This window comes from Rossellomorea aquimaris (assembly GCF_008180865.1).
GTDB lineage: Bacteria > Bacillota > Bacilli > Bacillales > Bacillaceae_B > Rossellomorea > Rossellomorea yichunensis.
Map to the genome: position 1 here is coordinate 277663 of NZ_VTEX01000005.1, position 22835 is coordinate 300497.

The window sequence follows — 22835 nt, forward strand, 5'->3', positions numbered from 1 at the left end:
TGGAGGACCAATTGGCAACCCCCGACATTAAAACCGGGAGAAGGAAGAAAAAACCGATCATTATGAGATCCAACATGTGTAAAACCTCCTGATATTATCTTAGAAAACACGAAACATTCCTGCTTTTTGTATACACGACATATCTTGCACCGATTGACTGATAAAGGCGCACTGGATAACCATGGACACCCGTGACCACTATGATTGGTGCGGACGTACTGTTTTGAATGATTTTCATTATCGATAACGTATCTGAAAAGTGACTTTCAAATACGATGACCTTATTGAAATGATTTCGATGATCGAGAAATTCTTCATATTGACCTAGCCTCATGACATCTTGAAACCCTCGCCCCTTCAGAACTTCGACAACTTGTGGAATGGATGAAACAAAACAGCAAGCATGGGATCTATCTAAGCAATCCTCTATTTCCTGCAGCATTTCCCAAGTGGGGATATAAACAAGCGTTGTACCCTTTTGCCGTTCTTGAATGAACACATTAATCCTCCTTCCAAATGCAGTCATCACACCTCTACCATTCCTTACTACAGAGATCATTGAGGCACACCCTAGAAAAAGACATGGACGGTCATCCAAAAGATCCCCTTACAGGAAGAAAGATCCACCTTCAGAAAACAAAAATAGACCAATGCTCACTTTTCCCCCAGTATGACAGGCAAGAGCAAAGATGAATCAGCATCCTGAAAGAATGCGATCCTCTGACATCTCTTGTTCATCTGAAGAAAAAGTACACATTGGTCTACTTAACGCCTAGCCGGCTGTTATAGCCTTCTATGCATTCTGTCTTCCATGTTCACTTCTTCAAAATAGGCATAATAAAAAGACCTACTTATTAGTCAAGCTGCCCCTTTTGCCATTATGAAAACAACAAAAAAAGCCCCCTGAAAAAGGTGGTCTTTATGACCTCCTTCGCTTTAGCCGACGAAGTTAGCTGACGGGTAGGATGGCGAAAGAGTTTTAATCTCATCCCTTCTACATACGTAGAATTAACCCCACTTGATTGGGTCCTCCGTTCTCGTTTCCGAGACTAGGCCGAAATATTGAGCTGTGCTTTACAAGGAATATATTACTCCCGGCTTATTGAATTTGTAAATTATTAAAAATCTCTAAATCTAGCTAAATAGGTTTATTTTTCTAACGAAAATCATCAAATACTCTAAATCTCTAACTGATTCGAATTATTTCAGCTATTTTATTCTATGAAAATTAATGATTGACAACTTTTAACACGTCTGAGTAAGATAATCCTTGAAATTGATCTGATAGTGGCAAGGGGGAGAAAACGTGAAAATCTCTAAACGGCGATTAGAAGCTGAATTAAGCGAAGCCTTCATAAAAATGCAAAGAGAACTGATCGGCCGCGGTCCACAGGAAACCCGAACATACATCTTAGAGGACATGGTCATTGCAAGGTTCAAGGGCGTGTTAACGGTTGAAGAAAAACACCTTGTCGAGCACGATAAAGGTAGAGTCCTCGTGAAACAAATGCGTCAGGTATTGCGGGAAATGTACAGCCAAAACATCGAAGAGATAGTAGAACAGCATACAAAATGCAAAGTCCTGTCGAGCCATAGTGACATCAGTACGAAAATGGGAGAGCGTATGGAGGTATTCGTACTCGATAAGAATCTTGAAAAGCAGTTAGAAAATTAAACAACTGAATGTATATTTATAAGTAAATTCGAAAGTTTCTATTATCTCTTTATAAATATAGGAAGCCCTGAATCTATCGAGCCGCATCCTCAAAGATTCAGGGCATTAAAGATTGTTACCCTTACACCGGTGACTGAAGAAGCTAGGGAACTCCAACCCCTTACTGTTGAATCTAATTCCACTATCCCTACATGCCACCTTCGCTCAGAGGGTCTGACCTCAATTTCAGCTTGTGATTTCCACAAATGATTCTCCATTCTTTAATAAGAATTGAATGGTATACTCGTCATTACGAATTTGCTCTTTCGTTTCTGGTAAAGCTAAATATTCTTGTACTGCTTTTTCAATTTCTTCAATATGTTCTTGAGAAAGTGGTTCATCCAGATCCGTTTTTATCCATACATAAGAGTGTCCTTTCTTCACATTGTACGATAGTCCTGCCAATTGATAAGTCGATTTTCCTGCCATTGCGTCATATATATCAGATGAAATAAAGGACCAACGATTATCTTGCTGACGATGTTCTAAGTTGAAAGTATTCACCTCAATACCTTTCACATCTAAATTTTGTAATTCTATTTCTTTTTCAATATCTGCAATAATTTCCTTTGACTCTTCAATATGGTCGGGCATATCAATTGTGACGATTGTTGTAGCGTCAGTTCCCTTAATTCCCGCTAACTCATACTCTGCCTCTTCGGCATATCCATAGGATGCGAATACTTCCTTCACAATCTCCCGTACCTGGTCATAAAGTTTTTTAGAATCTTCGCCTCGCTCATTATTGGGAACTTCAGGTGCTTCGATAATCTTTAATTCGTACTCGTCATACCCATTTTCATATAGATAATTTGTGATCTTAGATTCAAGGTCTTCTTTTGCTTGCTTTAATGTAGATTCTTTCAAAACGAGTGAAATTTCAATGGTGAATGGAGATGGTGTTGTCCCTACGGAATTAACAGTGTATCCTTCCTTTTCGACTAATTTAAAGAGCTTAGATGTTAAATCAGGATTCTGTTGTCCATCTGACACATTAGGAGTGATAGAAATTGGTAACACTTTCTCTACAATACTTGCCATCGTCGTTGAGTAGAACGGAGATATGACAATAAAGAGCATACACGCTGCTGCAATCCAACCATATTTTTTAAAATGGCTCTTTTTATTTTTATATGTACTCTTCATTATTTTACTTCTAAGTTGTTCTTTCGATTTGTCTGCTATCTTTAATTGGTCTTCTAATTCTTTAAATTGATCATTAGAGTATTTCATCGATTATCCCTCCTTTACTCAATACCTTCTTCAATTCAACTAGCGCCCTTTTTAACGTCATTTTCACTTTACTTTCTGACCAGTTTAAAACAATAGCTGTTTCTGCTGTTGAAAATTCTTTTAACTTCCTTAAAATGATGACATGCCTATAAGAAGTTTTTAATTGTTGAATGGCTCTATATAATTGTTCAGATTCGAAATTCATTTCTACGATTTGTTCAGGTAGCGGCTTGCAGTCTTTCTCTTCCATTGTTAAGCCCAGATAGTGTTTTAACGGATTTTTCTTTCTAAAATAGTCCTTTGTTACATTATGAGCAATAGCAAATAGCCACGTTTTCACAGATGATTTCCCTTCAAATTGCTGTTGACGCCTATATGCTTTAAGAAAGGTCTCCTGTGTTAAATCCTCTGCTTGTTGATAGTCTCGTACCATTAAAAGTATGTAAGTCAGGATTGACTCTCCATATTGATTAAACCATTCATTTAATTCTTGTTGCTCCAAAACTGTTCCCCCTTTTCTTATACACTTAGACGCAAATGAAAATAAATCGGTCACGTTTTAAATAAATTTATAAAAAGAAATAGAATCCATTAGGAATATCACTTCATAAAAAAAGCATTTATCCCAAGTTGGAACAATGCTAGTTCATCTTAAATAAATCATTAAAATCCAAATCTAAAATTGGGTCAGTCACCAACCCTTTAATCCATCACCGTGCAGACAGAGTGGGGACGGTTCCGTCTTAACCTTTCCCTTACGAACGTCCCCGGTTTGCATGGGTTGCATTTAAAGAGCCTATTTAACCATAGTTGTTCAGAACACGCTCTTTATATTCTCCTAATATGTAACACAGCACCCGCTACCTACACTTACTCTTTATTTGTAGTAAGGTTTTCTAACTTGTTAATGGTTTGATCAATTTCATTTTTAGATTCTGTAACAATTCTTTGTAAGTCTTCTGAAATTTGATTAACTTTTATTAGTTCATTTGTAATATTTTCAATGTTAGTATTAACCTCTTTAATGGCATTATCAGCATTCACAGAGAGCTTCCTCACTTCCTGGGCTACTACATTAAATCCTCTTCCGTGTTCACCCGCTCTGGCTGCTTCAATCGCCGCATTTAAAGAAAGCAAGTTTGTTTGAGAAGAAATATTTTTTATCGATTTCGACGTTTCATCAATTAATTTAATTTGTTCCCTTAAAGACTCTAACGCTTCTACTTTTTCATTAGAATTGTCCATAACTGAGTTAACTAGATTATTCGGCATGCTCTTTAATTTGGAAATGATCTCTATCGTTGTAGTTTCCCTTTTTGTAATGTCTGTGGCAATTTTCAGGACTGCATGGACAGAACCCTTTCCATCTAAAATAGGAATATATGTTGCTTCCAGCCAAAGTTTGTTTCCCTGTCTATCAACTCTTTCAATTTTTTCTTGAGATTTTTTCCCTTGCCGGAGGTTGTCCCACAACTCTGTATATTCTTTGCTTTGGCTATATTCCATCGTGCAGAACTGTTTGTGATCCATCCCTTGCATTTCCTGTACCCGGTAATTCATTGCATCGGCGAAGTTATCATTTACCCAAATTACCTTTCTGTCTAAGGAGAACTCTATCATAGCCAAATTTGTTTCAAGAGCTAATAGAACATCCTTTATATCTAAAACTTGGGTGCTTGCCTTACTAGTTAATTGGTTCATATACGTATCCCCTTCTTTTGAACATTTGCTTATGTACTTCATTATTCATTCATCTTTAGGTTTCTGGGCATAGAAAGTAACGTTCAATAATAAAAAAAAGCTAATCAAACAGTAAAGTTCAATTAGCCGGTTGCGCTAGTTGCTCCCCGATTATCCAAGCGCCCACATACAGATAACCATTCATCGCATCTAAATTAATATATTTAATATATCGACACATTCAAAAATATATTTAGACTACAAATAGGTGAAGAAATAGATGATGGTAATTATGGATACAGTGGGGACGGTTCCGTCTCTACTAGATTCCCGAAAAGTGGAGTAAGAACCGTCCCGGTTTGCGCAGACACTCTAAGATGTCATTCCAAACGTGCCTCTTTTCCGGACAGTCTTGAATCCTATTCGTTCATAAAGCTTTATGGCTCCGGGATTGTTTTGATTCACGTGGAGGACGACGGATTGCATACCATCTTGTCGGAGGTCTTCTAAGCATTTACAAGTCAATACAACAGCGATCCCTTTTCCCCTCCACTCCGGAATCACACCCACTTGAATGATATACCCGATTGTATCAGTCTCCTGATCGGTTGCAATGAAACCTACCGCCTGGTCATTGACAGTTACGATATAGGACCGTTCCGGTAGAAAATCAGAACCGGACGATATCCACTCCACCCACTTCTCCCTGGGCCACCCTGGAAAACCGGGACGGTCCTTGAATGAAGCCTCGTAAACTTCATAAAATGGCTCTTTCAATGATGGTGACCAACTTTTGAAAATAAATGGAAATGGTGTTTCGATTTTAGGGATGTCCGTTAAGGAGTGTTCCATCACATATTCTTGGAATACCAGCTCATAGCCCTTTTGTTGGTATTCCTGAATGATATCATCTGTTATGTTTTCACATTTAATGTTCGTCACGTCGTTCATCCATTTCGGCCTCCGTTCCATTACATACCTTGATAATCTGAAGATACCACGCCCGTTGCATCTGGTCCAGACTGTGATTGGATTTTTGGGTAAGTCTGCTGATCGATCTATTTGGAGTCTGTGATCACCTAATACTTAAATGGATGAACATTAACATTCTATTTGACAAATAACAAACAATTTTATATTATGTTTATAAATTAACAAACATATTTTAAATACGTTTATATAATAATAATTAATTCGTTAAAGATAAAAAGAATAGGATGTGTTAAGGAATGGAGCTTTCCAACTTGTTTTGGAGTGCCTCTTTGGAAGAAATGAAAAGGGGGTTTATCGAAGAAGAAGATTCCTTTATTTGTCTTATGTGCGGAGAGATCATTGAAAAAGGCATGGTCTATCCTTACGAAGATAAATTTTACCTTGCTGAAAAATATATGGGTGTTCACATTGAACGTACGCACCTGTCTGTATTTGATTATTTAATTGGAATGGATAAAAAGCTCACGGGTCTGACCGATCACCAAAAACGTTTATTGACCCTCTTTTATCAAGGGAAAAATGATAAAGAAATCAAAGAAGAACTGGATATCGGAAGTGCGTCCACTATTCGGCATCACCGGTTTGCTTTAAAAGAAAAGGAGCGTCAAGCCAAGACCTTCCTGACCATGATGGAATTGCTGAAAGAAAAAGACGAAAATGCCCCGACGTTTGTCCCTGTTCATAAAACAGCCACCATGGTAGACGAACGGTACAATATTACACAGACCGAACAGGATCAAATCGTGAAGAAGTACTTCTCTGACGGTGCATTGACGAAATTCCCCCCAAAGGAAAAGCAAAGGCTGGTCATTCTTCGTGAGATTTCGAAACAGTTAAAGAAAGACGATGTGTACGAGGAAAAAGAAATAAATCAAGTATTAAAAGGCATTTATGACGATTATGTGCTCATCAGAAGATATCTCATCGAATATGGGTTTATAGACCGTAAATCAGACGGAAGCAAGTACTGGTTAAAGAAGTAAAGAACTAACAGGAGGTCTAAACATGGATCGAAAAAGAGAGTTAAAACAACAGTATAAAGAAACACCGGTTGAAGCAGGTGTCTTTCAAATCTTGAATCAGCAAAACAATAAAATCTATATCGGAAGGACGAAAAACCTGAAGACCCTGAACGGGATCATGTTCATGCTCGAAAACAATGGATTCACCACCAGCAAAGCGTTACAAACCGAATGGAACCAGTACGGGAAAGACGCTTTTACATTCGAGCTGTTGGAAAAACTGAAAAAGAATGATGATCCATTTGTCACTGAAAAAGAAGCTCTGGATGAGTTGGAAGAAAAGTGGTTGGAGAAACTGCAGCCGTATGGAGAACGAGGGTATAATCAGAAGTAGGTACGATGATCACAATATATTCAGCCAGAAAAGCTCAGAATATTTGATCTCTGAGCACTCCATATTCTCAAGACAAAATAAGGGCTTACCCAAACTCGGATAAGCCCTAAAATGGTTATGTTAATCACACTTCTACAAATATCCTTACGCAGTCACCATCAATCTCGACTGTCTTCATGCTATCTCTTTTCTCAAACACCATGCTTTTAATTAAGAGACTGCTTTGCAGTAAATCTTCGAATTGTTCCACAACTTCTTTCATTGATTTATCAACATCCAGCACAAGATTCACACGCTCTTCCACAGCAAGATTCAATTCTTTTCTGTATTGCTGGACGGCGCGAACAAGCTCCCGGGCCTTCCCTTCTTTACGCAAATCCTCTGTGATAGTTGTATCCAGGAAAACACTGAAGGTTGTGTTTGAAGCCATTTCCAACCCTTTCTGTGTTTTTTTATGAACGATGAGATCATCTTTCTCGACTGATACCTTTTCCCCGGTTGGAGACTCAAAGTCAAGATCCCCTTGTTCTACAATCTTGCTTGCTTCTTCATGATCTAACGATTGTAAATGTTTCTGCACAAGGCCCACGAGCTTACCGAGTTTCGGGCCGGCAGTCGGGAAGTTCAGCTTTAATTCATATTGCACGGAATCTCCTGCTTGGTCCTGCAATTGTACATTCTTTACATTGATTTCATCTTGAATGATGTATTCATACTTCCTAAGTAATTCCGTATCTTCCATCTCTCCCACTACCGTTAGCCTGGATAGAGGCTGCTTTGTTTTGATATTCGTCGTATTACGGGCAGATCGGGCAAGTTCGACTACTTGTAAGACGCGATCCATTTCCGTTTCCAATGCTGGATTGATGTCTTCTTGATTTTCTTTAGGAAAATCAGCCAGATGGGCGCTTTCATTGGTCAAGTTTTTGTGGATATCCTCTGCAATGAACGGAGTGAATGGTGCCAGCAACCGGCTTACACTGACTAATACTCGATTTAATGTGTGGTATGCTGCCAATTTATCTTCATTCAACCCTTCGCTCCAAAAGCGTTCACGTGATCTGCGGATATACCAATTACTCACCTGATCAACCAGGATGGATAATTCTCTTGCTCCTGCGGTAAAGTCATATTGATCTAAATGGTCCGTTACGTTTTTGATAACCGAATTCAGTCGTGATAACATCCACTGATCGAGTAGAGACGGGGTTCCAGCCTCGTGTTTATGAGGATCGAACCCATCGATCACTGCATACAGGGTGTAAAAGGAATGAACGTTATTCAGCGTGTCCACAAGTTTCGATTTTGCCTGGCTGACGACGTTTTCTGAGAAGCGTTTGTTATTCCAAGGGGCACTATCTGCAAGCAATGCCCATCTGAGAGCATCTGCCCCAAACTTCTCAACGAGATCCATTGGATTGATGACATTCCCTTTACTTTTAGACATTTTACGTCCGTCTTCATCCAGTATGTGCCCGAGTGATAGAACACGCTTATATGGAGCTTTCCCTGTGAAGAGGGAGGAAACCGTCAACAGACTGTAGAACCAGCCCCTCGTTTGGTCTACTCCTTCGGCAATCACATCTGCCGGGAATTGTTGATCAAATAACTCTTTGTTTTCAAATGGATAATGATACTGTGCAAACGGCATCGAACCACTGTCAAACCAGACCTCGATGACTTCTTTCGTCCTGTTCATTTCATGGGAACAGGACGGACATTCCACGATGACTTCATCGACATATGGTTTATGAAGTTCAAGATTGTCCTGCCAACCCCTGATCGCATGTTCTTTTAGATCCTGAATGCTTCCCGGGACATACTGATGATCACATTCCCCGCAAACCCAAACGTTTAGTGGTGTTCCCCAATAACGATTCCTTCCCAGGTTCCAATCCACCATATTTTCAAGGAATTTCCCAAATCTTCCTTCTTTCATATGTTCCGGATACCACTCGACGGATTGATTGTTCTTTAAGATGGTCTCTTTTATGGCCGTTGTCTTGATGAACCAGCCTTCCATTGCGTAATAGAGGAGGGGTGAGTCACAGCGCCAGCAGTGTGGATAGCTGTGTTCATACTTCTCCTTGGAAAAGAGAAGATTGCTATCCGAGAGCATCTTGATGATCTTCACGTCGCTGTCCTTTGTGAATTCTCCTGCAAGAGGCGCGAATTCGTTGGTATAACAGCCTTTTTCATCGACAATATTGACAAAATCCAATCCGCTTTCTCTGATGGCATTATAATCATCTTCACCGTGAGCGGGAGCCAGATGAACAATCCCGGTTCCGCTGTCATCGGTCACAAACGATGCCGAAATCACTTCATGCCCGCGTTCAAGCGTGAGATTGTTGAACGGCGGCTGATACGAAACCCCTACAAATTCGTGCCCTTTATGCTCACTGACCATTTCGAAGTCGTCTCCCAACACATCGTTCACAAGGTTCTTTGCCAGGATATACGTCTCTTCACCCCGTTTGGCTTTCACGTAATCCACGTCTTCATGGACGGCGAGCGCAACATTGGCAGGAAGCGTCCAAGGTGTTGTCGTCCAGCCCAGAAAGTATTCATGCTCTTTTCCTTCCACCTTGAATTTAGCTGTCGCGGATAAATCTTTTACATCCTTATATCCTTGAGCTACCTCATGGGAACTGAGGGAGGTTTGGCAGCTCGGGCAATAAGGAGCGACCCGATGCCCTTGATAGAGCAACCCTTTCTCATGGATTTTTGAAAGAATGTGCCAGACACTTTCGATATAATCATTCTGAAGGGTTACATAGGGATCATCCATATCAACCCAGTATCCAATTGCCTCCGTAAAGGTGCGCCACTGCCTCTCATAATCGAACACACTCTTTTTACATTCTTCAATGAATTTCTCAACACCGTATTCCTCGATTTCTTGTTTACCGGACACGCCGATTTTCTTTTCGACGCCCAATTCCACAGGGAGACCGTGTGTGTCCCAGCCTGCCTTACGTTTGACTTGATATCCACGCATAGTCTGATACCTTGCGACAAAATCTTTGATCACACGCCCCAGAACGTGACCGGCATGTGGTAGCCCATTGGCAGTCGGAGGTCCTTCATAGAAGACGAACGACTTTTGCCCTTCACGGTTTGCCACTGACTTTTCAAAAATATGATTCGAATTCCAGAAATCCTGGATCCGCTGCTCTCTTTCGACCGACTTTTCGTTTACATTCACCTTTTTCATGTCATCACACCTCTATTTTTTTGTAAATAAAAAAACTCGTCCCTAACCAATGTTAGGGACGAGTTTCAACCCGCGATACCACCCTGATTCTATCCATAAACTCGATTTCAAGTTTATTTGACAGCGCTCATTCAACGTACAATCATACGCGTTCCTTTTAACGGCGGAAACCCGTCAAAGCTTAAAGTACCTTCAGCTTTGCTTCTCGGAGAGGATATTCAATATGATCTGAACGTTGACTTCCACCAAATCGTCAACTCTCTGTAGAACAGATTCCATACCTACTCGTTCTCGTCATGGAATGTAAGTGATCCAATATATGTTAGAACAAATGTAAATGATACAAGTTAAATTTGTCAATATTTTTATTTTTTTATTATAGACGGTGCTGCATCCATTTATTCACTATTCTTTACTAACGTATTAACTTATGTATATAATAAAAATAGTTAAGTACACTAAAAAAGGAGCCTGACGGCAATCAGGACTCCTCCACAACATAAACTGCATCGAAAGTGCAGCGGCTCACTTTAGAGTCAATCGAAACGAAGTAATCATCAATGATCCTCATGAGCGGTGGGGACGATGGTTACTTCTTTTTTTGTGTAACCGCGACAATTGCTACAATCAATGTTCCAAAGGCAATCATGATTTGTAATACATCTCCTACAGCAATCATTAGCGTATCACCTCCCTTCACTCGGGAGTGTGAGCCGCTACCCCATCTTCCGTATTATGTTGTGTACTCTCATTATATCATAGGCATTCGATTGATTACGCCCTTCCGAATGGACCAGTCCGGAAATTCGTAAGGGGGCCATGCTCGTCCTCTATTCTGTTTATAAAGGTAATAGGACAGAACGACAAAGAAATCGGTAGATCGGAATGAGTGGAGAAGCTGCAACAAGATATATGATCCAACCTCATCATAAACGGCCGGGTCTGCCCCACAGCATTCCGCCAATGGGCTGTGTGGCAGACCCGTAACCATTTCCTCCCGGGATTTTAGCTTTCCCTCTGTATCGGCAACACCGTAGAATCCTTGATCTCCCTTAACGCAAGGCTCGTCTGAATCTTCGTGATCCCCATTTCATTCAGCCTTCTGATGAAGAGCTCCAACCCCTTGCGATCCTTACTGGCCACCTTTAAGAGATAATCATATTCCCCGGTCAAACAATGACATTCCAGGACTTCTTCCATGGATTCCAATGTCTCTTCCACTGCTTCCAACTTTTCTGTTCGATGTTCATTCGTGCTCATAAATACGAAGCATAATAAGTCAAATCCCAGTTTTTCATGGTTTAGAATGGCTACCTGCTTTTTGATATATCCTTCCATTTCCAACCGTTTGATTCTTGCGTGTACGGCTGGCGCTGATAAATTGACCCGCTTCGAAAGTTCCAGATTACTGAGTTGCCCATCCTTTTGAAGCAAATCCAATAGCTTGAGATCCATTTGGTCCAGAACCCTGCTTACAACCGTCTCCATGCTCCATCCACCCTTTTCAATTGTTCCAAAAACCACTGATAAAACGATGTATAAATGAATTTTCATAATCTAAATAGCTATTAAACTTTCAATTTATTCGATTAATACTAATTATACAATATGTTCTTTTGTATTTTCAGTAAAATGTTAAAATTATTCTTATAGACAATGTCATTGTGCACAATGGCTCTTCGAAAAGGGGCTAAATGACGTGAAATATTATTATCTGTTGTTACTGACAAGTCTTCTCTGGGGAGGCAATTTCATTGTGGGGAAAACCCTTGTGGAACATGCATCCCCGGGAACGTTGACCATATTAAGATGGGCCATCGCCGTCGTCTGCCTGTTCCCGATTGTCTGGTGGAAAGAAAAAAAACTGGTTCCACCCATTCAATCGATCCTGCCGTTATTTTTCATGGGCCTGACAGGGGTAGCCCTTTTTCAGGCACTTCAATTCATGGCGTTGGAAAAGACATCTGCCACCAATGTGGGCCTGATCTCCACGTTAAATATGTTCTCCATTGCCGGGATCTCTTTTATTTTTCTGAAGGAAAAGATGAACGCATTTCAACTGTCATCCATGTTCATCTCGCTCTTTGGCGTGTTGCTTGTCCTGTCCAAAGGGAACGTGGAGATGGTCTATTCCTTGCAATTTAATGAAGGGGATCTCTATATGCTGGCTGCGGTTGTGATGTGGGGGATCTATTCCGTTTGCAGTAAGTGGGCAATGAAGACCGTCACTCCCATGATGTCCATTTTATACTCCGGACTATTTGGCCTGCTCATCCTTCTTCCTTTTAATCTTTCTACTTTCCGGGTGACCAGTATAGACGCCTCTTTCGTGCAGTCAATCTTATATACCGGCGTGATTTCCACGGTTGTCTGCATGGTCTTATGGAATATCGGGGTGAATAACCTGGGGCCGAGTACTTCAGGATTGTTCTTGAACTTCAACCCTGTATTCACAGCCTTATTGGCCTTCGTCTTTTTGGGAGAAAAGATGAATGGTCTTCAAGCTGCCGGCAGTGTCATTGTCATAGCAGGGTGTGTCTTGTTCTCTCTTTTCAAGTCCAAGCCTGGCATCATCATCAAAGAAACAGGGATCGGAGTCCCTTCAAAAATGGTATCAAGTGAATCTGTCAAGACTTCATAGAAAGAAGCGGTATGGGGGTCCTTTTTGAGGTACTAAAGCCAACCTTCAAGGCTTTAATGATATACTGACAGCAAATATAAGCAAAGAAGACTCGTCAATTGACGAGTCTTCTTTGCTTAAAGGGAAGAAAGCTTGCATACCGCCTTCCGCTTGAAGACACTGTAGGGGAAGGCGAAAATCCCCCCTACATTCCGTAGGAGCGATGAGATGCATTACTTTTCAGCTGAGATGATCAAGAACATAGGTCTGCGGAGTTCATCTTTCATTTCAGGTGCACTTTCTAACATTTCATCAGAGGGAATCGGTTCTTTCAATTTTCTTATATTAAAGCCTTCATTTAGTAAGTCATTGACATAAGTAGAAAATGTACGGTGATATTTTACAACATTTTCGGTCAGGAACGTTGTTTCACGTAGACCTTCTAATTGGTAATGGTCAACGGGCCAATGTAACCGATTCCCTTGGTCATCACAATACCAATCTTGTTCCTGTCGGGAAGTGAACATTGGATGTTCAACTGAAAAGATAAAAGAACCTCCCGGCTGTAAACTATCATAGATCTTTTTACAGATTGCTCCAAAGGACTCAATATAGTGAAAAGCCAGTGAACTGATCACAACATCAAATTGTGAATTAGAAAAATCAATGTCTTCAATTGGCATCTTAATGTAAGAAATGAAAGGATCATCGGTCATTTCACGGGCTTGTTGAAGCATGTTTTCAGATATATCTACTCCGATAACAGACTTTGCTTGCTGTTCCCGAGCATATCGACAATGACAGCCAAAACCGCACCCCAAATCAAGTACACTCTTATTTCGGAGTTCGGGTAAAAGCTCTTTTAATACGTGCCATTCTCCCGCACTTTCAAGACCTTTAACGGAACGTTCCATATTTTTATATTCAGAAAAAAAGTTCTCATCATCATACTTATTTTGCTTCATAATATTTCCAACCCCTACTTAATTAGTTAGCCTCCAAAATTTAATACAAATCAAATTGAGGAGGCAATCTATATTCTTCTAACCATCTCTTTCTCCTCGTTTAGTAGTACTTCAACTAAAATGACAGCCGGTATATTTAAACACATCAGAGACGCAGCACCATCTAACATCCTCTATATATGAGTGTATAATGACTATTGCCACCTGTACAATTTATGATTGTTTATCATCATAGGTTTTATATACACCATTTAATGCAGTGAGCAGCAATTCATATTCTATATCATTAAATAATCCTGTACTGATTTTGTATTCCTCAAGAATTCCATAGCCGCCGTTCGAACCTTTATATGAAACAATCGGAATACCCGCCAGGTTAATTGAATCGATATCTCTTTGAATCGTCCGTACAGAGACCTCGAACTCTTCGGCTAGCTTTTTTGCCGTTATTCTATTGGTATTTAATAACTTGATGATAATCGCCAGTAATCGTTCCACTTTCATGTTTCATTGTTCCATTTATTTATGATTTGATTAGGTTTAAAAGTATATATTCTATTCTTAGGTTACTTATTTCCCGATAAATCTTGCTATATTAATAATTTAACACATATACCCTGGCCCTTATCGTCCTAATCCGTCAGTTGTCTTTCATTCATTCACGGAACCTCGTATATCTAGACACCGACTATGCACTATACACCTTTCGATTTCAAAATCATATAAAGAATAAAATAGTGTTTCACTATATGCCCCTGCTTAAATATTTCTTAATCTGCCAAGCAAAAATCAGATTGACTGTTAAGACGCAACAATAGAAAACATAAGAATAGGATGTCTTCCACGTTTTAAATTGAAAAACGTCAAAGTATTCTGCTGAAATCCATTCGAGCCCAACAAGAAAGAAGCCATACAATAAAATATAAACAACCTTGTTTGGCTTCCATTTTCGATAGAAGTGAATGAAAAGGATGATCGGGATGGGGTATACGACTATTTGCAGAATGGAGTCAAAAAATTCCCCATGCCCATAATCGAGTGTGTCGTATAAATCCAGTGGTGGTTCTGCCAGGATTCGATCTCCTATTGTTCCAAGTAAAATGTTAAAACAAACAAAGCTATGATTTCTGTTTGCAGTAGGTGTGGCTCCAGATGATGGACCAATACCAAAATACACACGCATAGGACAACAATAGAAAGGACAAAAATTTCATTTTCATCGAATGTTTTAGGTGTCAGAGGCTCTAGAATCTTTGGTATGTTAGTCAACAAAAACGAGCTCCTTTTTTAAAATAAAGGCAAAACGAACCATGAAAATATACGAAAATAGAAGAATTCCAGCCGTGATACACACATCTACTATTGGGTACCATCCAGCAGTCTCAGATTTCAACATCCCTATTTGTAATAAAAAAGATTTTGATCCAACATCAATCCCCATCCAGACCATGGCAATCATAAGTTTAAAAACCGTTGGTATCTTTGAACGGAAGAAATACAATACCCACATTAATAAGAGCGGCAGTAATAATCCATAATGAAGATAACTTACTACTCTGGGAATGATCTCTTCTTTAACGGAAAGTCGATCATATGCAGAAAAGATTTTGAAATTGATGTGTTGGCATAAAAAGGAATTGAATAAACTGAGGATCATTACCTCGATCGCCCTCAATCTATTGAATAATCCCTTTAGAGAGTACAACAATACGAGTGAAAATAATGCCGTGAATAAGATCAGTATCATTTTCCTGATCACCCCTTCTCGTATTAGACTTCCCGCTTTTTGGCTTTTTATTGTTGTGAATGTAATTCTCTATCAACTAAAAAAAGAGGGAGAATAACGGAAGAGATCACCTCTGATCTTTTCCGTTATTTCCCCTCCTGCACAAGACTTCTTCATGATGAACCAACTACATTGGCTATCATTTCACTATTCGTCTTCAACAAACTCTCCGGAAGATCGTTTCGAATGCTCTTCAATCCAAAATAATATGTATCCGGTGTATCTTGAAGCAAACGATAATGAACTTCTATTTCTTTATCCGTAAGAATGCTGACTAATTCTTCAATAAAACGATCTTGAGACATCATATCGACTGCACCCAGGTGAAAAACTCCTGAAAGTTTATGGAGGATGATGTATTTCAGCTGTTTGGCAAGGAATTCATCCGTTAGATGATTACACTCCAGATTGCTGTATGCATCGATCGAGTTATTCTCAATTCCACTTCTGATTTGATCCAATCTCGGAGACTTCTTCCCCCATATTTGCGGAATCCGTATCATGACCGCACGTTCCTTTAAAACTTCCTGCAGCATATTTTCACACTCAATTTTGAACTGTCCATAAGGGGATGCAGCGTTAGGAGTGTCTTCTTCTGAATGATGCTTCGTGAAATCCCCATCAAACACATTTGCCGTTGAAAAATAATAGAGTACGCTTTCTGTGTTTTCGATTTCCAATGCCAGCTCCCTATGAAATTCAAGCTGTTGGTCAAAATCACCTCTTAGACAAGAAATGATGCTATCGGGTTTGATGGACTGAACGATTTCTTTCATCTTATCCATATCGCTGATTTCTAATTGAAATTGTTTTTCTTCAGGGAGATCTACTGGTCTGGTTGCATATGTACCATATACATCAAAGGAACCTTTGCACTCTTCCACCAACGCTTTCCCCACTAATCCACTTGCGCCGAACACGAGCAGTTTTCTCAAGAAACATCCCTCCATTCACAGAAATTGTATTCTCACTTTTCATATTCTACTAAACTCCTGTGAAAACCCTTTAAATGTCCATAAAAAAACGCAATCTCCTTCATTGCGTTTTCCTTGAGGGGCGTCACTTTTTTAAATAGAGGAACATAATCAGGAAGATGATTAGTCCAATAAATAAAAGATATCCCAACCCCATGCTATACACGAAGTAAACTTTAACGTGAAGGATGATCCGGATGATATGAAAGATAAGGATGCAAAAGAGCAATACAATGACGATATTCACAAGTCTATCTCTATTTCGATACATAGAATCAGCCCCAATCCAGAGCTCAGTACAAAATGGAACTTGTACCAACAGTCTTTCTATATACCTATTTTGCCTTCGTCCTTATTATTCATGGGATCTTCTTTTTCACTTGTTTTGTTTGTTAGCCTTCGCATTATTTCCTACAATCCAAGCCAATGCGAGAACGGCACCTGTTATGATTATCGGTGTTAATAGAGTCATTTAGTCTCCTCTTTTTTAATCATTCAATCCCTTACCCTCAAGAATATGCTCCATATATTTTTCAATCCTGGATTCGCGGGTTTTGGACTGTTTTGCTTTAGAGAAATAAAGAATGTAGGCTCGTTGCCTTCCAGGCGTCAATTCTTCAAAAGCCGTCTTCAAGGCAGGGACTTCGTCGAATTTAGTTTGAAGTTCTTCAGGAATGGTGTATTCTTCCGTCTTTTTTAATTCCACTTGCAAACCGGCCTTTTCCACTTCAATGGCTTCCTGGATATACGCTTTCAAGATTGGCTTCATTTCTATGATTTCTTGAACATTCGTGAACCGGATCTGGCGCGCTGCCTGCACATTCTCCGTTTGTTGGATGAGAATCCCGTCGGGGTCCTTTAATAAGGCGCCTTTGTGAAACAGAAGAGCACAATAGTCTTTGAATCCATGCATTAATACAATGTTTTTACCCTCTAGCGTGTAACAAGGATGCATCCACTTGATTTCTTCGTCCAACTCCTCAAAGCCAAGAAGGATGCTTCTCAACCTCTCAAATTCTTCCTTCCACGTCTTGGTTTTTTTTATAAATCCATCAACCTTACGATTCGGCTTTATCATCATGGAACACTCCTTCTTATATGGACTCTAAGTGTTATCTACTTCCGCCAAAAGGCTGTGTATTCTGCTTTATCCTGAATATTATATGTAATCATATCCTCAAGCAATTTGTAATCCACCGGGTCTTTCCACTTAATTCGAAACAAGCCCTTAGTGGCACTGTAGCCGGCTTGTTCAATCCTTTCGGCAAACTCCGTCATGGTTACCGCCTCAGGTGCTACGCTTACATGATGCTTCGCTGCGTCAATACCGAGGATAAATGTGCCGTGATCGGTAAACATAGGGGTATTCCATTTCATCACTGGTTCCATTTGCGGGAATTTCTCCATAACCCACGTCAGGATTTCTTCCAATCGATTGCGGTGATCGGGATTATCGATACCTGCTAAATATGGAGCAAAAACATCCATCTTGTTCCCTCCTATTTTAAAATGATGCCGTTCAAGATAAACCTTATCTGATTACAACTATATATTTTCAAGCCTGGATAGTCAAAAACTCCCCTAACCACAGCGTTGACTTCGTAAAATCGTGATAAATCCGTCCAGGATATCATGAGAAATTGAGAACCCTTTACGCTGATAGAATTCCAATGCCTCTTGATTCCCATTCGATGTAAAGACAAAATAATCCTCGACATCCTCGAATGTTTTCAACCAATCCATAGACATGTTAAAGAGTCTGGATCCCACACCAAATTGTCGATACCCCTCTTTAATATAAAATTGAGATAGACAACCTACGTTCCCTCTCTTAACCGATGAAAGATCGAAAAATGTGGCAAAATCATTCGAATACGATTCCTTAGGTGAAATGTTGGTATACACATAGGCGACAATTTCGTCATGTTTATGAGGATCCTTCACCACCACTATGTAATTGTGTAAAGCACTTTGGATCGATGGCAGCATCCTGGTATCAAAATTCATGCTGTCAAACCGTTCAGGTGTAATGGATGCCTTTGACTGTTGAAAGTCCATCAATTCATTGCACAGATCCCGGCAGTATTCTGCCTGTTCTTCCGGAATCACTTCATATATAAGATTCATCAATACGTCCCCCATTAAATGAATGACTGTCCCGCTGACTCTTGAAACAATTAATTCTACTCTATTACATTTTAGCTTGAACTTAGATTGTAAGGAAAGCTATTACAAAATAAAAAACTTTTAAATTGACACACAAAAAATGACACAAAAGTAAGATTGGTTACTAAAACCAGCCACCTTTGTGTCATTCATCAAATACTTTCAGTTTACTTAAACAAATCCATCAGCAGATCCCAAAATCCTTTTTCTTTCTTCGGCTCTGCTTTCTTCGTTTCTTGTTCTTCTTTTTCGATGCTTTCTGTCTTGATCACAAATTGCACGGAAGATACTTTTTCGTTTTTGGAGGAAACGAAGGATACCGGCTTGAAATCCGATTTATCGTATTCAGCCATCATCTTATTGATTTCCTCTTGCATTTTGTCAGGAAGGTTTTTCGTTTCCTTATGCAATTCGCTCGTTCCACTGTGAAGGTCTGCGACTCCACCTTCCAATTCGTTTGTTCCTCCAGCCAGTTCAGCAATGCCGGAATGAAGCTTCCCGTAAGAAGTGGATAACTGACCTACGCCTTCTGTATAGCGGACCAATCCGGAGTGGAAGTCGCCGTAGTTGGCGGACAATTCACCCAGTCCTTTTTGCAGCTGAGCAAACCCGCTCATATCCGTTTCTTTCAATGATGCAGACAGATTATTCGAGATGGAAGTCAGCTGTCCGCTCATCTCGTTCACGGAACCACTCACCTGATTCAAGGTCGGTTCCACGGCCGCGAAGGCTTCCTTGACGCTTGCATAGGTCCCCTTCACTTTTTGCGCAGCTTGATGGGACTCCACCAGTTTATCCACTACCTGCCGGTCCGCTCCGCTTTCATATAATGCGGCAATTTCTTCTTCCGAAAGCTCGGAAGAAGGGATTCCCGCCATAGCAGCGTCCAATGTTGCGTAGGCTGAAGAATAGTTTTTCTGCAGGGTCGATAACCCATTCGCGGCTTGTGTCAGGCCATCTGCCAATTGCGTTAAACCAGCCGGCAGCTCATTCAAAGCTGATAAATCCATTTCAGCAGGATTCGCAGCCAGTGACTGATTGATGGTTCGCAGTGCATCGACGATAGAATTCGAGGCTCCGACAATTTGAGACGAAGAACCGTTCAATTCATTGATGCCATTTTTATATTGAGCCGAACCGTCACGCAGGCTCGATGCCCCATCGTTCAATTGGGACACACCATTTTTCAGGTCGGCCACCCCGGTATTTAACTTCCCGATGGCATCTGATAGTTCCGACATATCATCCGTCATACCTTCTGTTCCCGTCGTATCGATTGGGAGTGTGGAAGGGACCGCCGCGATTTGAACACCCTCGAACTCAAAGTCCGATACATCCGCTTCCACGCTTAGCTTTTTCTCTTTTCCAGGCATGACGGTAAAGGTGATTTGCTTATTCTTCCCAGCATTCGCCACCATTCCGTCTGTCGCTTCGATGTTCTCATACGTATTCGGCAGGTTCAGGGAAACCTGCAATAAATAGTTCTCATAGAAGACAGTACCTGCATTCTTATTTTCAGCAGTATCGATGTTGATTTCGAGGTGTCCACTTTTACCTGCAAGTTGTGATGGATCGATTTTCTTCCCATCCAAGCTATACGATACCGTCACATCCCATGGTAACTTTGTATCTTCTTTCATGTTTCCTTGATACGTGAACTTTCCTTCTGGGGCATCCATTTCAATCTTCTGCCCCTCCAGCTCAAGCTTCTTCAGATTCGTCAGATTCTTGACGCTGCTGAATTCCCCGTAATCGAGGATCTTTCCGGCACGAGCTACCTCGAAGGTATTCACGACATAGATAGAATCCAGGTCTCCAGCTGCGTCCAATGTCACGTACACGACTTCATCCTTTGAAGTGACCTTTCCTTCCGATGCCGCTTGGGCTGGTACACTAAGAAATGAAGGCAAGAATAGCATCAACGCGAGTGCAGAATAACGTAATTGTTTTTTTCTCATCATCATTTCTCCTCATAATAATTTGCTTTATAGGTTGTTTTCTTAATGACTTTATCGAATACCAGGAGCATCGCCGGCAGGACCAAGAGGACCATGATAAAAGCTAGCAGCGCCCCCCTGCCCATCAATAGACCGATGGATCCAACGATTGGATTGGAAGAGGTGATCCACAGAATAAAGCCGACACTCGAAAGGATCGCTGCCGAAATCGAAATCGAGAATGTCTTCTCATCCAGGGTTCTCACCATTGCTTCTTTAGCAGGCATTTCCTTGCGATAATGGGTATAGGCCTCAGTGAATAAAATCCCATAATCGACCGTCGCGGCAAGCTGTACCGTACTGATGATCAAGTAGCCTACAAATACGAGTGGTGTATTCGTGAAATATGGAATCGATAAATTGATCCATACGGCTGCTTCAATTGTGATGAGCAGCACCACCGGAATCGTAATCGATTTAAAGCTGAACAGAAGCACAAGGGCAATCGTCACGACCGTCAGCACATTCACGACCACATTATCCTTATTGACGGTATTCTTGATGTCATAAAGCGTCACGCTCTCCCCCAGCGCCAGAGCTTCATCCCCGTAATAATCCGCCGCCGCTTCTTCCACCTTCTCTACGATGGCAAAAGGAACCGCTCCTTCTGTACCCTGATTCGTATTAATGACGATCCGGCTGTAATTTTCAGAGTAGAATTCATCCGTGATCGATTTATCCAGGTATTCAGGGGGGATCTCAGAGCCAACCTGATTCACATACGCCATGACTCCAGTCACATAATCAAGGGATTCGATGTCCTCCACGAGCTCCTTTTCTTTGGCCGTATCTCCTTTTGGAACTAAAAGAACGATGGGTGTCGTTTCACCAAATGCCTCTTCCACCTTCTTGAAGTCACTCCCGACACGGGTGTTTTCCGGCTGCTCACCTGACCCGTAAATGAATGACGTATTCGTTTGCCCCAGGAAGGCAGGGACCAGAATCGCAAATACAAAGATCAGGCTCGGAACCTTCCATTTCAATACCTTGTTCCCGATACCCGTGAAGCTCGGAACAAAGCTCTTATGTTTCGTCTTATCCATCCATTTATAGAAAACAAGCGTCAATGCAGGCAGGAACACCATCACACTGATGAAACTCAGGACGATCCCCTTCACCAGGTTCACCCCGAGATCCGACCCGATCTGAAACTCCATGAACGTAAGGGCGATAAAACCGAAGAACGTCGTTGCCGCACTTGCCGTGATCGCAGGAAAACTCTTCTTCATCGCCAGCTTCATCGCTTCTTCAGGATCATCCGTCACTTTCCGGTAATCAGAAAAGCTATGAAGCAGGAACACCGCGTAATCCAGCGATACCGCCAGCTGCAGGATCGGGGCAACCGACTGGGTGACGAAGGAAACCTCCCCAAGGAAGATATTCGTTCCCAGGTTGATGAGAACCGACACCCCGATCGCCGTCAGGAAGAACAGCGGTTCGATCCACGAAGTCGTTGAAACGACCAGAATCAAAATAATGAGGGGTACCAGTAACATCCCTGCATACATCGATTCACTTCCGGCCATTTTTTGAGAACTTGCCGTATTGGCCGCTTCACCGGCAATCGCACCATCACTACCGATCAGCTCATAGATTACATCGGTGATCCGGACCTCATCGCCGGTAGCGACACTGATGGAATACAGCGCATTCTGATCACTATAGTAATTCTCGACCGTCTCCTTGTCCGCCACTTCCAAAGGCGTTTTCAGGTCGACCATATCATCCAGCCACATCACATCCGACACTCCGTCTATGGCTTCCAGCTTTTCTTTAAATTCGAGTGCCTCCTGTATCGTCACACCCGTAACCATGACCCGCGTATCAGGAACGTCACCCGTGAACTCCTTTTCCATGATGTCCATGGCCTGTGTCGACTGGGCATCATCGGGCAAATAATCGACCATATTATAATTGACCTTCACAAAAAACTGCGCCGCCGTTGACAGCACCGTCACCAGCATAAACGCAATCAGAACAGCTTTCTTATGCTTTATGATCCAAGATGCAATATTTATCATCTTTCATCCTCTCTTGTCTCTTTCACATTTTCACATTATCATTATAATAAACACCGTGTTGGATATTCAACGGACAGTTGCATAAGGAATGTTCAATACTCAACACATCTTTC

At 41.1% G+C, this 22835-nt stretch carries 23 protein-coding genes, 2 riboswitches and 1 other annotated feature; of the genes, 4 read left to right on the forward strand and 19 right to left on the reverse strand.

Annotated features, from left to right (window positions below; all coding sequences use genetic code 11):
- Positions 1-94: 94 nt before the first annotated feature.
- Entirely contained in the window at positions 95-559 is a 465-nt protein-coding gene (locus tag FZC88_RS19275) for a hypothetical protein (RefSeq protein WP_148996092.1), read from the reverse strand.
- Between the two features lie 364 nt (positions 560-923).
- A riboswitch (cyclic di-AMP (ydaO/yuaA leader) is annotated at positions 924-1066 on the reverse strand.
- A gap of 240 nt (positions 1067-1306) precedes the next feature.
- Between FZC88_RS19275 and FZC88_RS19280 the strand changes: the two genes are divergently transcribed.
- Positions 1307-1675, forward strand: coding sequence for a Na-translocating system protein MpsC family protein (locus FZC88_RS19280; protein WP_148996093.1), 369 nt, complete (start codon positions 1307-1309; stop codon positions 1673-1675).
- 225 nt (positions 1676-1900) lie between these two features.
- Here the strand turns inward: FZC88_RS19280 and FZC88_RS19285 are convergent, their stop codons facing one another.
- The 4 genes from FZC88_RS19285 to FZC88_RS19300 all read right to left on the reverse strand — a co-directional run bounded on the left by FZC88_RS19285 (position 1901) and on the right by FZC88_RS19300 (position 5578).
- A complete protein-coding gene (locus FZC88_RS19285; RefSeq protein WP_148996094.1) occupies positions 1901-2947 on the reverse strand; it encodes a DUF4030 domain-containing protein in 1047 nt (348 codons plus the stop codon).
- Positions 2934-3449, reverse strand: coding sequence for an RNA polymerase sigma factor (locus tag FZC88_RS19290; RefSeq protein ID WP_148996095.1), 516 nt, complete (start codon positions 3447-3449; stop codon positions 2934-2936). The genes FZC88_RS19285 and FZC88_RS19290 overlap by 14 nt, the downstream gene beginning before the upstream one ends.
- A gap of 368 nt (positions 3450-3817) precedes the next feature.
- On the reverse strand, positions 3818-4648 hold the full coding sequence (locus FZC88_RS19295; protein ID WP_148996096.1) for a methyl-accepting chemotaxis protein: 831 nt from the start codon (positions 4646-4648) through the stop codon (positions 3818-3820).
- A gap of 115 nt (positions 4649-4763) precedes the next feature.
- A riboswitch (cyclic di-GMP riboswitch) is annotated at positions 4764-4848 on the reverse strand.
- Positions 4849-4999: 151 nt separating this feature from the next.
- Positions 5000-5578, reverse strand: coding sequence for a GNAT family N-acetyltransferase (locus FZC88_RS19300; protein WP_187443700.1), 579 nt, complete (start codon positions 5576-5578; stop codon positions 5000-5002).
- Between the two features lie 278 nt (positions 5579-5856).
- Between FZC88_RS19300 and FZC88_RS19305 the strand changes: the two genes are divergently transcribed.
- Both FZC88_RS19305 and FZC88_RS19310 read left to right on the forward strand, forming a co-directional pair.
- Positions 5857-6603, forward strand: coding sequence for a DUF2087 domain-containing protein (locus tag FZC88_RS19305; protein WP_148996098.1), 747 nt, complete (start codon positions 5857-5859; stop codon positions 6601-6603).
- Positions 6604-6625: 22 nt separating this feature from the next.
- Positions 6626-6976, forward strand: coding sequence for a GIY-YIG nuclease family protein (locus FZC88_RS19310; protein WP_148996099.1), 351 nt, complete (start codon positions 6626-6628; stop codon positions 6974-6976).
- Positions 6977-7100: 124 nt separating this feature from the next.
- Here FZC88_RS19310 and ileS read toward each other — a convergent pair whose 3' ends face one another.
- The 3 genes from ileS to FZC88_RS19320 form a co-directional block, all read right to left on the reverse strand.
- On the reverse strand, positions 7101-10193 hold the full coding sequence (ileS, locus tag FZC88_RS19315; RefSeq protein WP_148996100.1) for an isoleucine--tRNA ligase: 3093 nt from the start codon (positions 10191-10193) through the stop codon (positions 7101-7103).
- Between the two features lie 51 nt (positions 10194-10244).
- Positions 10245-10500, reverse strand: a binding site (T-box leader).
- A 282-nt stretch (positions 10501-10782) separates the two neighbouring features.
- Positions 10783-10872: a putative holin-like toxin gene (locus FZC88_RS24255; protein ID WP_219927342.1), complete on the reverse strand. Its 90-nt coding sequence runs from the start codon at positions 10870-10872 to the stop codon at positions 10783-10785.
- Positions 10873-11198: 326 nt separating this feature from the next.
- The gene (locus FZC88_RS19320; RefSeq protein ID WP_148996101.1) at positions 11199-11681 is read right to left on the reverse strand and encodes an Lrp/AsnC family transcriptional regulator; all 483 of its coding nucleotides are present in this window, start codon (positions 11679-11681) and stop codon (positions 11199-11201) included.
- 211 nt (positions 11682-11892) lie between these two features.
- Here FZC88_RS19320 and FZC88_RS19325 point away from each other — a divergent pair, with 211 nt between their 5' ends.
- On the forward strand, positions 11893-12834 hold the full coding sequence (locus FZC88_RS19325) for a DMT family transporter (protein ID WP_148996102.1): 942 nt from the start codon (positions 11893-11895) through the stop codon (positions 12832-12834).
- Positions 12835-13046: 212 nt separating this feature from the next.
- Here FZC88_RS19325 and FZC88_RS19330 read toward each other — a convergent pair whose 3' ends face one another.
- The 11 genes from FZC88_RS19330 to FZC88_RS19380 all read right to left on the reverse strand — a co-directional run bounded on the left by FZC88_RS19330 (position 13047) and on the right by FZC88_RS19380 (position 22722).
- Positions 13047-13778: a class I SAM-dependent methyltransferase gene (locus tag FZC88_RS19330; RefSeq protein WP_148996103.1), complete on the reverse strand. Its 732-nt coding sequence runs from the start codon at positions 13776-13778 to the stop codon at positions 13047-13049.
- Between the two features lie 213 nt (positions 13779-13991).
- Positions 13992-14282 carry a helix-turn-helix transcriptional regulator gene (locus FZC88_RS19335; RefSeq protein WP_148996104.1) on the reverse strand — a complete coding sequence of 97 codons (291 nt, stop codon included), beginning with the start codon at positions 14280-14282 and terminating at the stop codon, positions 13992-13994.
- A 241-nt stretch (positions 14283-14523) separates the two neighbouring features.
- The gene (locus FZC88_RS19340; protein WP_187443701.1) at positions 14524-14955 is read right to left on the reverse strand and encodes a CBO0543 family protein; all 432 of its coding nucleotides are present in this window, start codon (positions 14953-14955) and stop codon (positions 14524-14526) included.
- Between the two features lie 84 nt (positions 14956-15039).
- The gene (locus FZC88_RS19345; RefSeq protein ID WP_148996106.1) at positions 15040-15525 is read right to left on the reverse strand and encodes a hypothetical protein; all 486 of its coding nucleotides are present in this window, start codon (positions 15523-15525) and stop codon (positions 15040-15042) included.
- Between the two features lie 152 nt (positions 15526-15677).
- Complete coding sequence (locus FZC88_RS19350) at positions 15678-16499, reverse strand: sugar nucleotide-binding protein (protein ID WP_262371980.1); 822 nt, start codon at positions 16497-16499, stop codon at positions 15678-15680.
- A gap of 124 nt (positions 16500-16623) precedes the next feature.
- Positions 16624-16809, reverse strand: coding sequence for a hypothetical protein (locus tag FZC88_RS19355; protein ID WP_148996108.1), 186 nt, complete (start codon positions 16807-16809; stop codon positions 16624-16626).
- Between the two features lie 216 nt (positions 16810-17025).
- The gene (locus tag FZC88_RS19360) at positions 17026-17616 is read right to left on the reverse strand and encodes a YdeI/OmpD-associated family protein (RefSeq protein ID WP_148996205.1); all 591 of its coding nucleotides are present in this window, start codon (positions 17614-17616) and stop codon (positions 17026-17028) included.
- 38 nt (positions 17617-17654) lie between these two features.
- The gene (locus tag FZC88_RS19365) at positions 17655-18026 is read right to left on the reverse strand and encodes an iron chaperone (protein WP_148996109.1); all 372 of its coding nucleotides are present in this window, start codon (positions 18024-18026) and stop codon (positions 17655-17657) included.
- Positions 18027-18119: 93 nt separating this feature from the next.
- Entirely contained in the window at positions 18120-18665 is a 546-nt protein-coding gene (locus FZC88_RS19370) for a GNAT family N-acetyltransferase (RefSeq protein ID WP_148996110.1), read from the reverse strand.
- A gap of 206 nt (positions 18666-18871) precedes the next feature.
- A complete protein-coding gene (locus tag FZC88_RS19375) occupies positions 18872-20662 on the reverse strand; it encodes a YhgE/Pip domain-containing protein (protein WP_316247542.1) in 1791 nt (596 codons plus the stop codon).
- A gap of 2 nt (positions 20663-20664) precedes the next feature.
- Entirely contained in the window at positions 20665-22722 is a 2058-nt protein-coding gene (locus FZC88_RS19380) for an efflux RND transporter permease subunit (RefSeq protein ID WP_148996112.1), read from the reverse strand.
- Positions 22723-22835: the final 113 nt, after the last annotated feature.

What these genes read in the sequence shown, in the direction of transcription:
- FZC88_RS19275 (WP_148996092.1), bottom strand. Translation starts at nt 559, where the DNA reads ATGATCTCTGTAGTAAGGAATGGTAGAGGTGTGATGACTGCATTTGGA.
- FZC88_RS19285 (WP_148996094.1), bottom strand. Translation starts at nt 2,947, where the DNA reads ATGAAATACTCTAATGATCAATTTAAAGAATTAGAAGACCAATTAAAG.
- FZC88_RS19295 (WP_148996096.1), bottom strand. Translation starts at nt 4,648, where the DNA reads ATGAACCAATTAACTAGTAAGGCAAGCACCCAAGTTTTAGATATAAAG.
- FZC88_RS19300 (WP_187443700.1), bottom strand. Translation starts at nt 5,578, where the DNA reads ATGAACGACGTGACGAACATTAAATGTGAAAACATAACAGATGATATC.
- FZC88_RS19305 (WP_148996098.1), top strand. Translation starts at nt 5,857, where the DNA reads ATGGAGCTTTCCAACTTGTTTTGGAGTGCCTCTTTGGAAGAAATGAAA.
- FZC88_RS19310 (WP_148996099.1), top strand. Translation starts at nt 6,626, where the DNA reads ATGGATCGAAAAAGAGAGTTAAAACAACAGTATAAAGAAACACCGGTT.
- ileS (WP_148996100.1), bottom strand. Translation starts at nt 10,193, where the DNA reads ATGAAAAAGGTGAATGTAAACGAAAAGTCGGTCGAAAGAGAGCAGCGG.
- FZC88_RS24255 (WP_219927342.1), bottom strand. Translation starts at nt 10,872, where the DNA reads ATGATTGCTGTAGGAGATGTATTACAAATCATGATTGCCTTTGGAACA.
- FZC88_RS19320 (WP_148996101.1), bottom strand. Translation starts at nt 11,681, where the DNA reads ATGGAGACGGTTGTAAGCAGGGTTCTGGACCAAATGGATCTCAAGCTA.
- FZC88_RS19330 (WP_148996103.1), bottom strand. Translation starts at nt 13,778, where the DNA reads ATGAAGCAAAATAAGTATGATGATGAGAACTTTTTTTCTGAATATAAA.
- FZC88_RS19335 (WP_148996104.1), bottom strand. Translation starts at nt 14,282, where the DNA reads ATGAAAGTGGAACGATTACTGGCGATTATCATCAAGTTATTAAATACC.
- FZC88_RS19345 (WP_148996106.1), bottom strand. Translation starts at nt 15,525, where the DNA reads ATGATACTGATCTTATTCACGGCATTATTTTCACTCGTATTGTTGTAC.
- FZC88_RS19355 (WP_148996108.1), bottom strand. Translation starts at nt 16,809, where the DNA reads ATGTATCGAAATAGAGATAGACTTGTGAATATCGTCATTGTATTGCTC.
- FZC88_RS19360 (WP_148996205.1), bottom strand. Translation starts at nt 17,616, where the DNA reads ATGATAAAGCCGAATCGTAAGGTTGATGGATTTATAAAAAAAACCAAG.
- FZC88_RS19365 (WP_148996109.1), bottom strand. Translation starts at nt 18,026, where the DNA reads ATGGATGTTTTTGCTCCATATTTAGCAGGTATCGATAATCCCGATCAC.
- FZC88_RS19370 (WP_148996110.1), bottom strand. Translation starts at nt 18,665, where the DNA reads ATGAATCTTATATATGAAGTGATTCCGGAAGAACAGGCAGAATACTGC.
- FZC88_RS19375 (WP_316247542.1), bottom strand. Translation starts at nt 20,662, where the DNA reads ATGAGAAAAAAACAATTACGTTATTCTGCACTCGCGTTGATGCTATTC.
- FZC88_RS19380 (WP_148996112.1), bottom strand. Translation starts at nt 22,722, where the DNA reads ATGATAAATATTGCATCTTGGATCATAAAGCATAAGAAAGCTGTTCTG.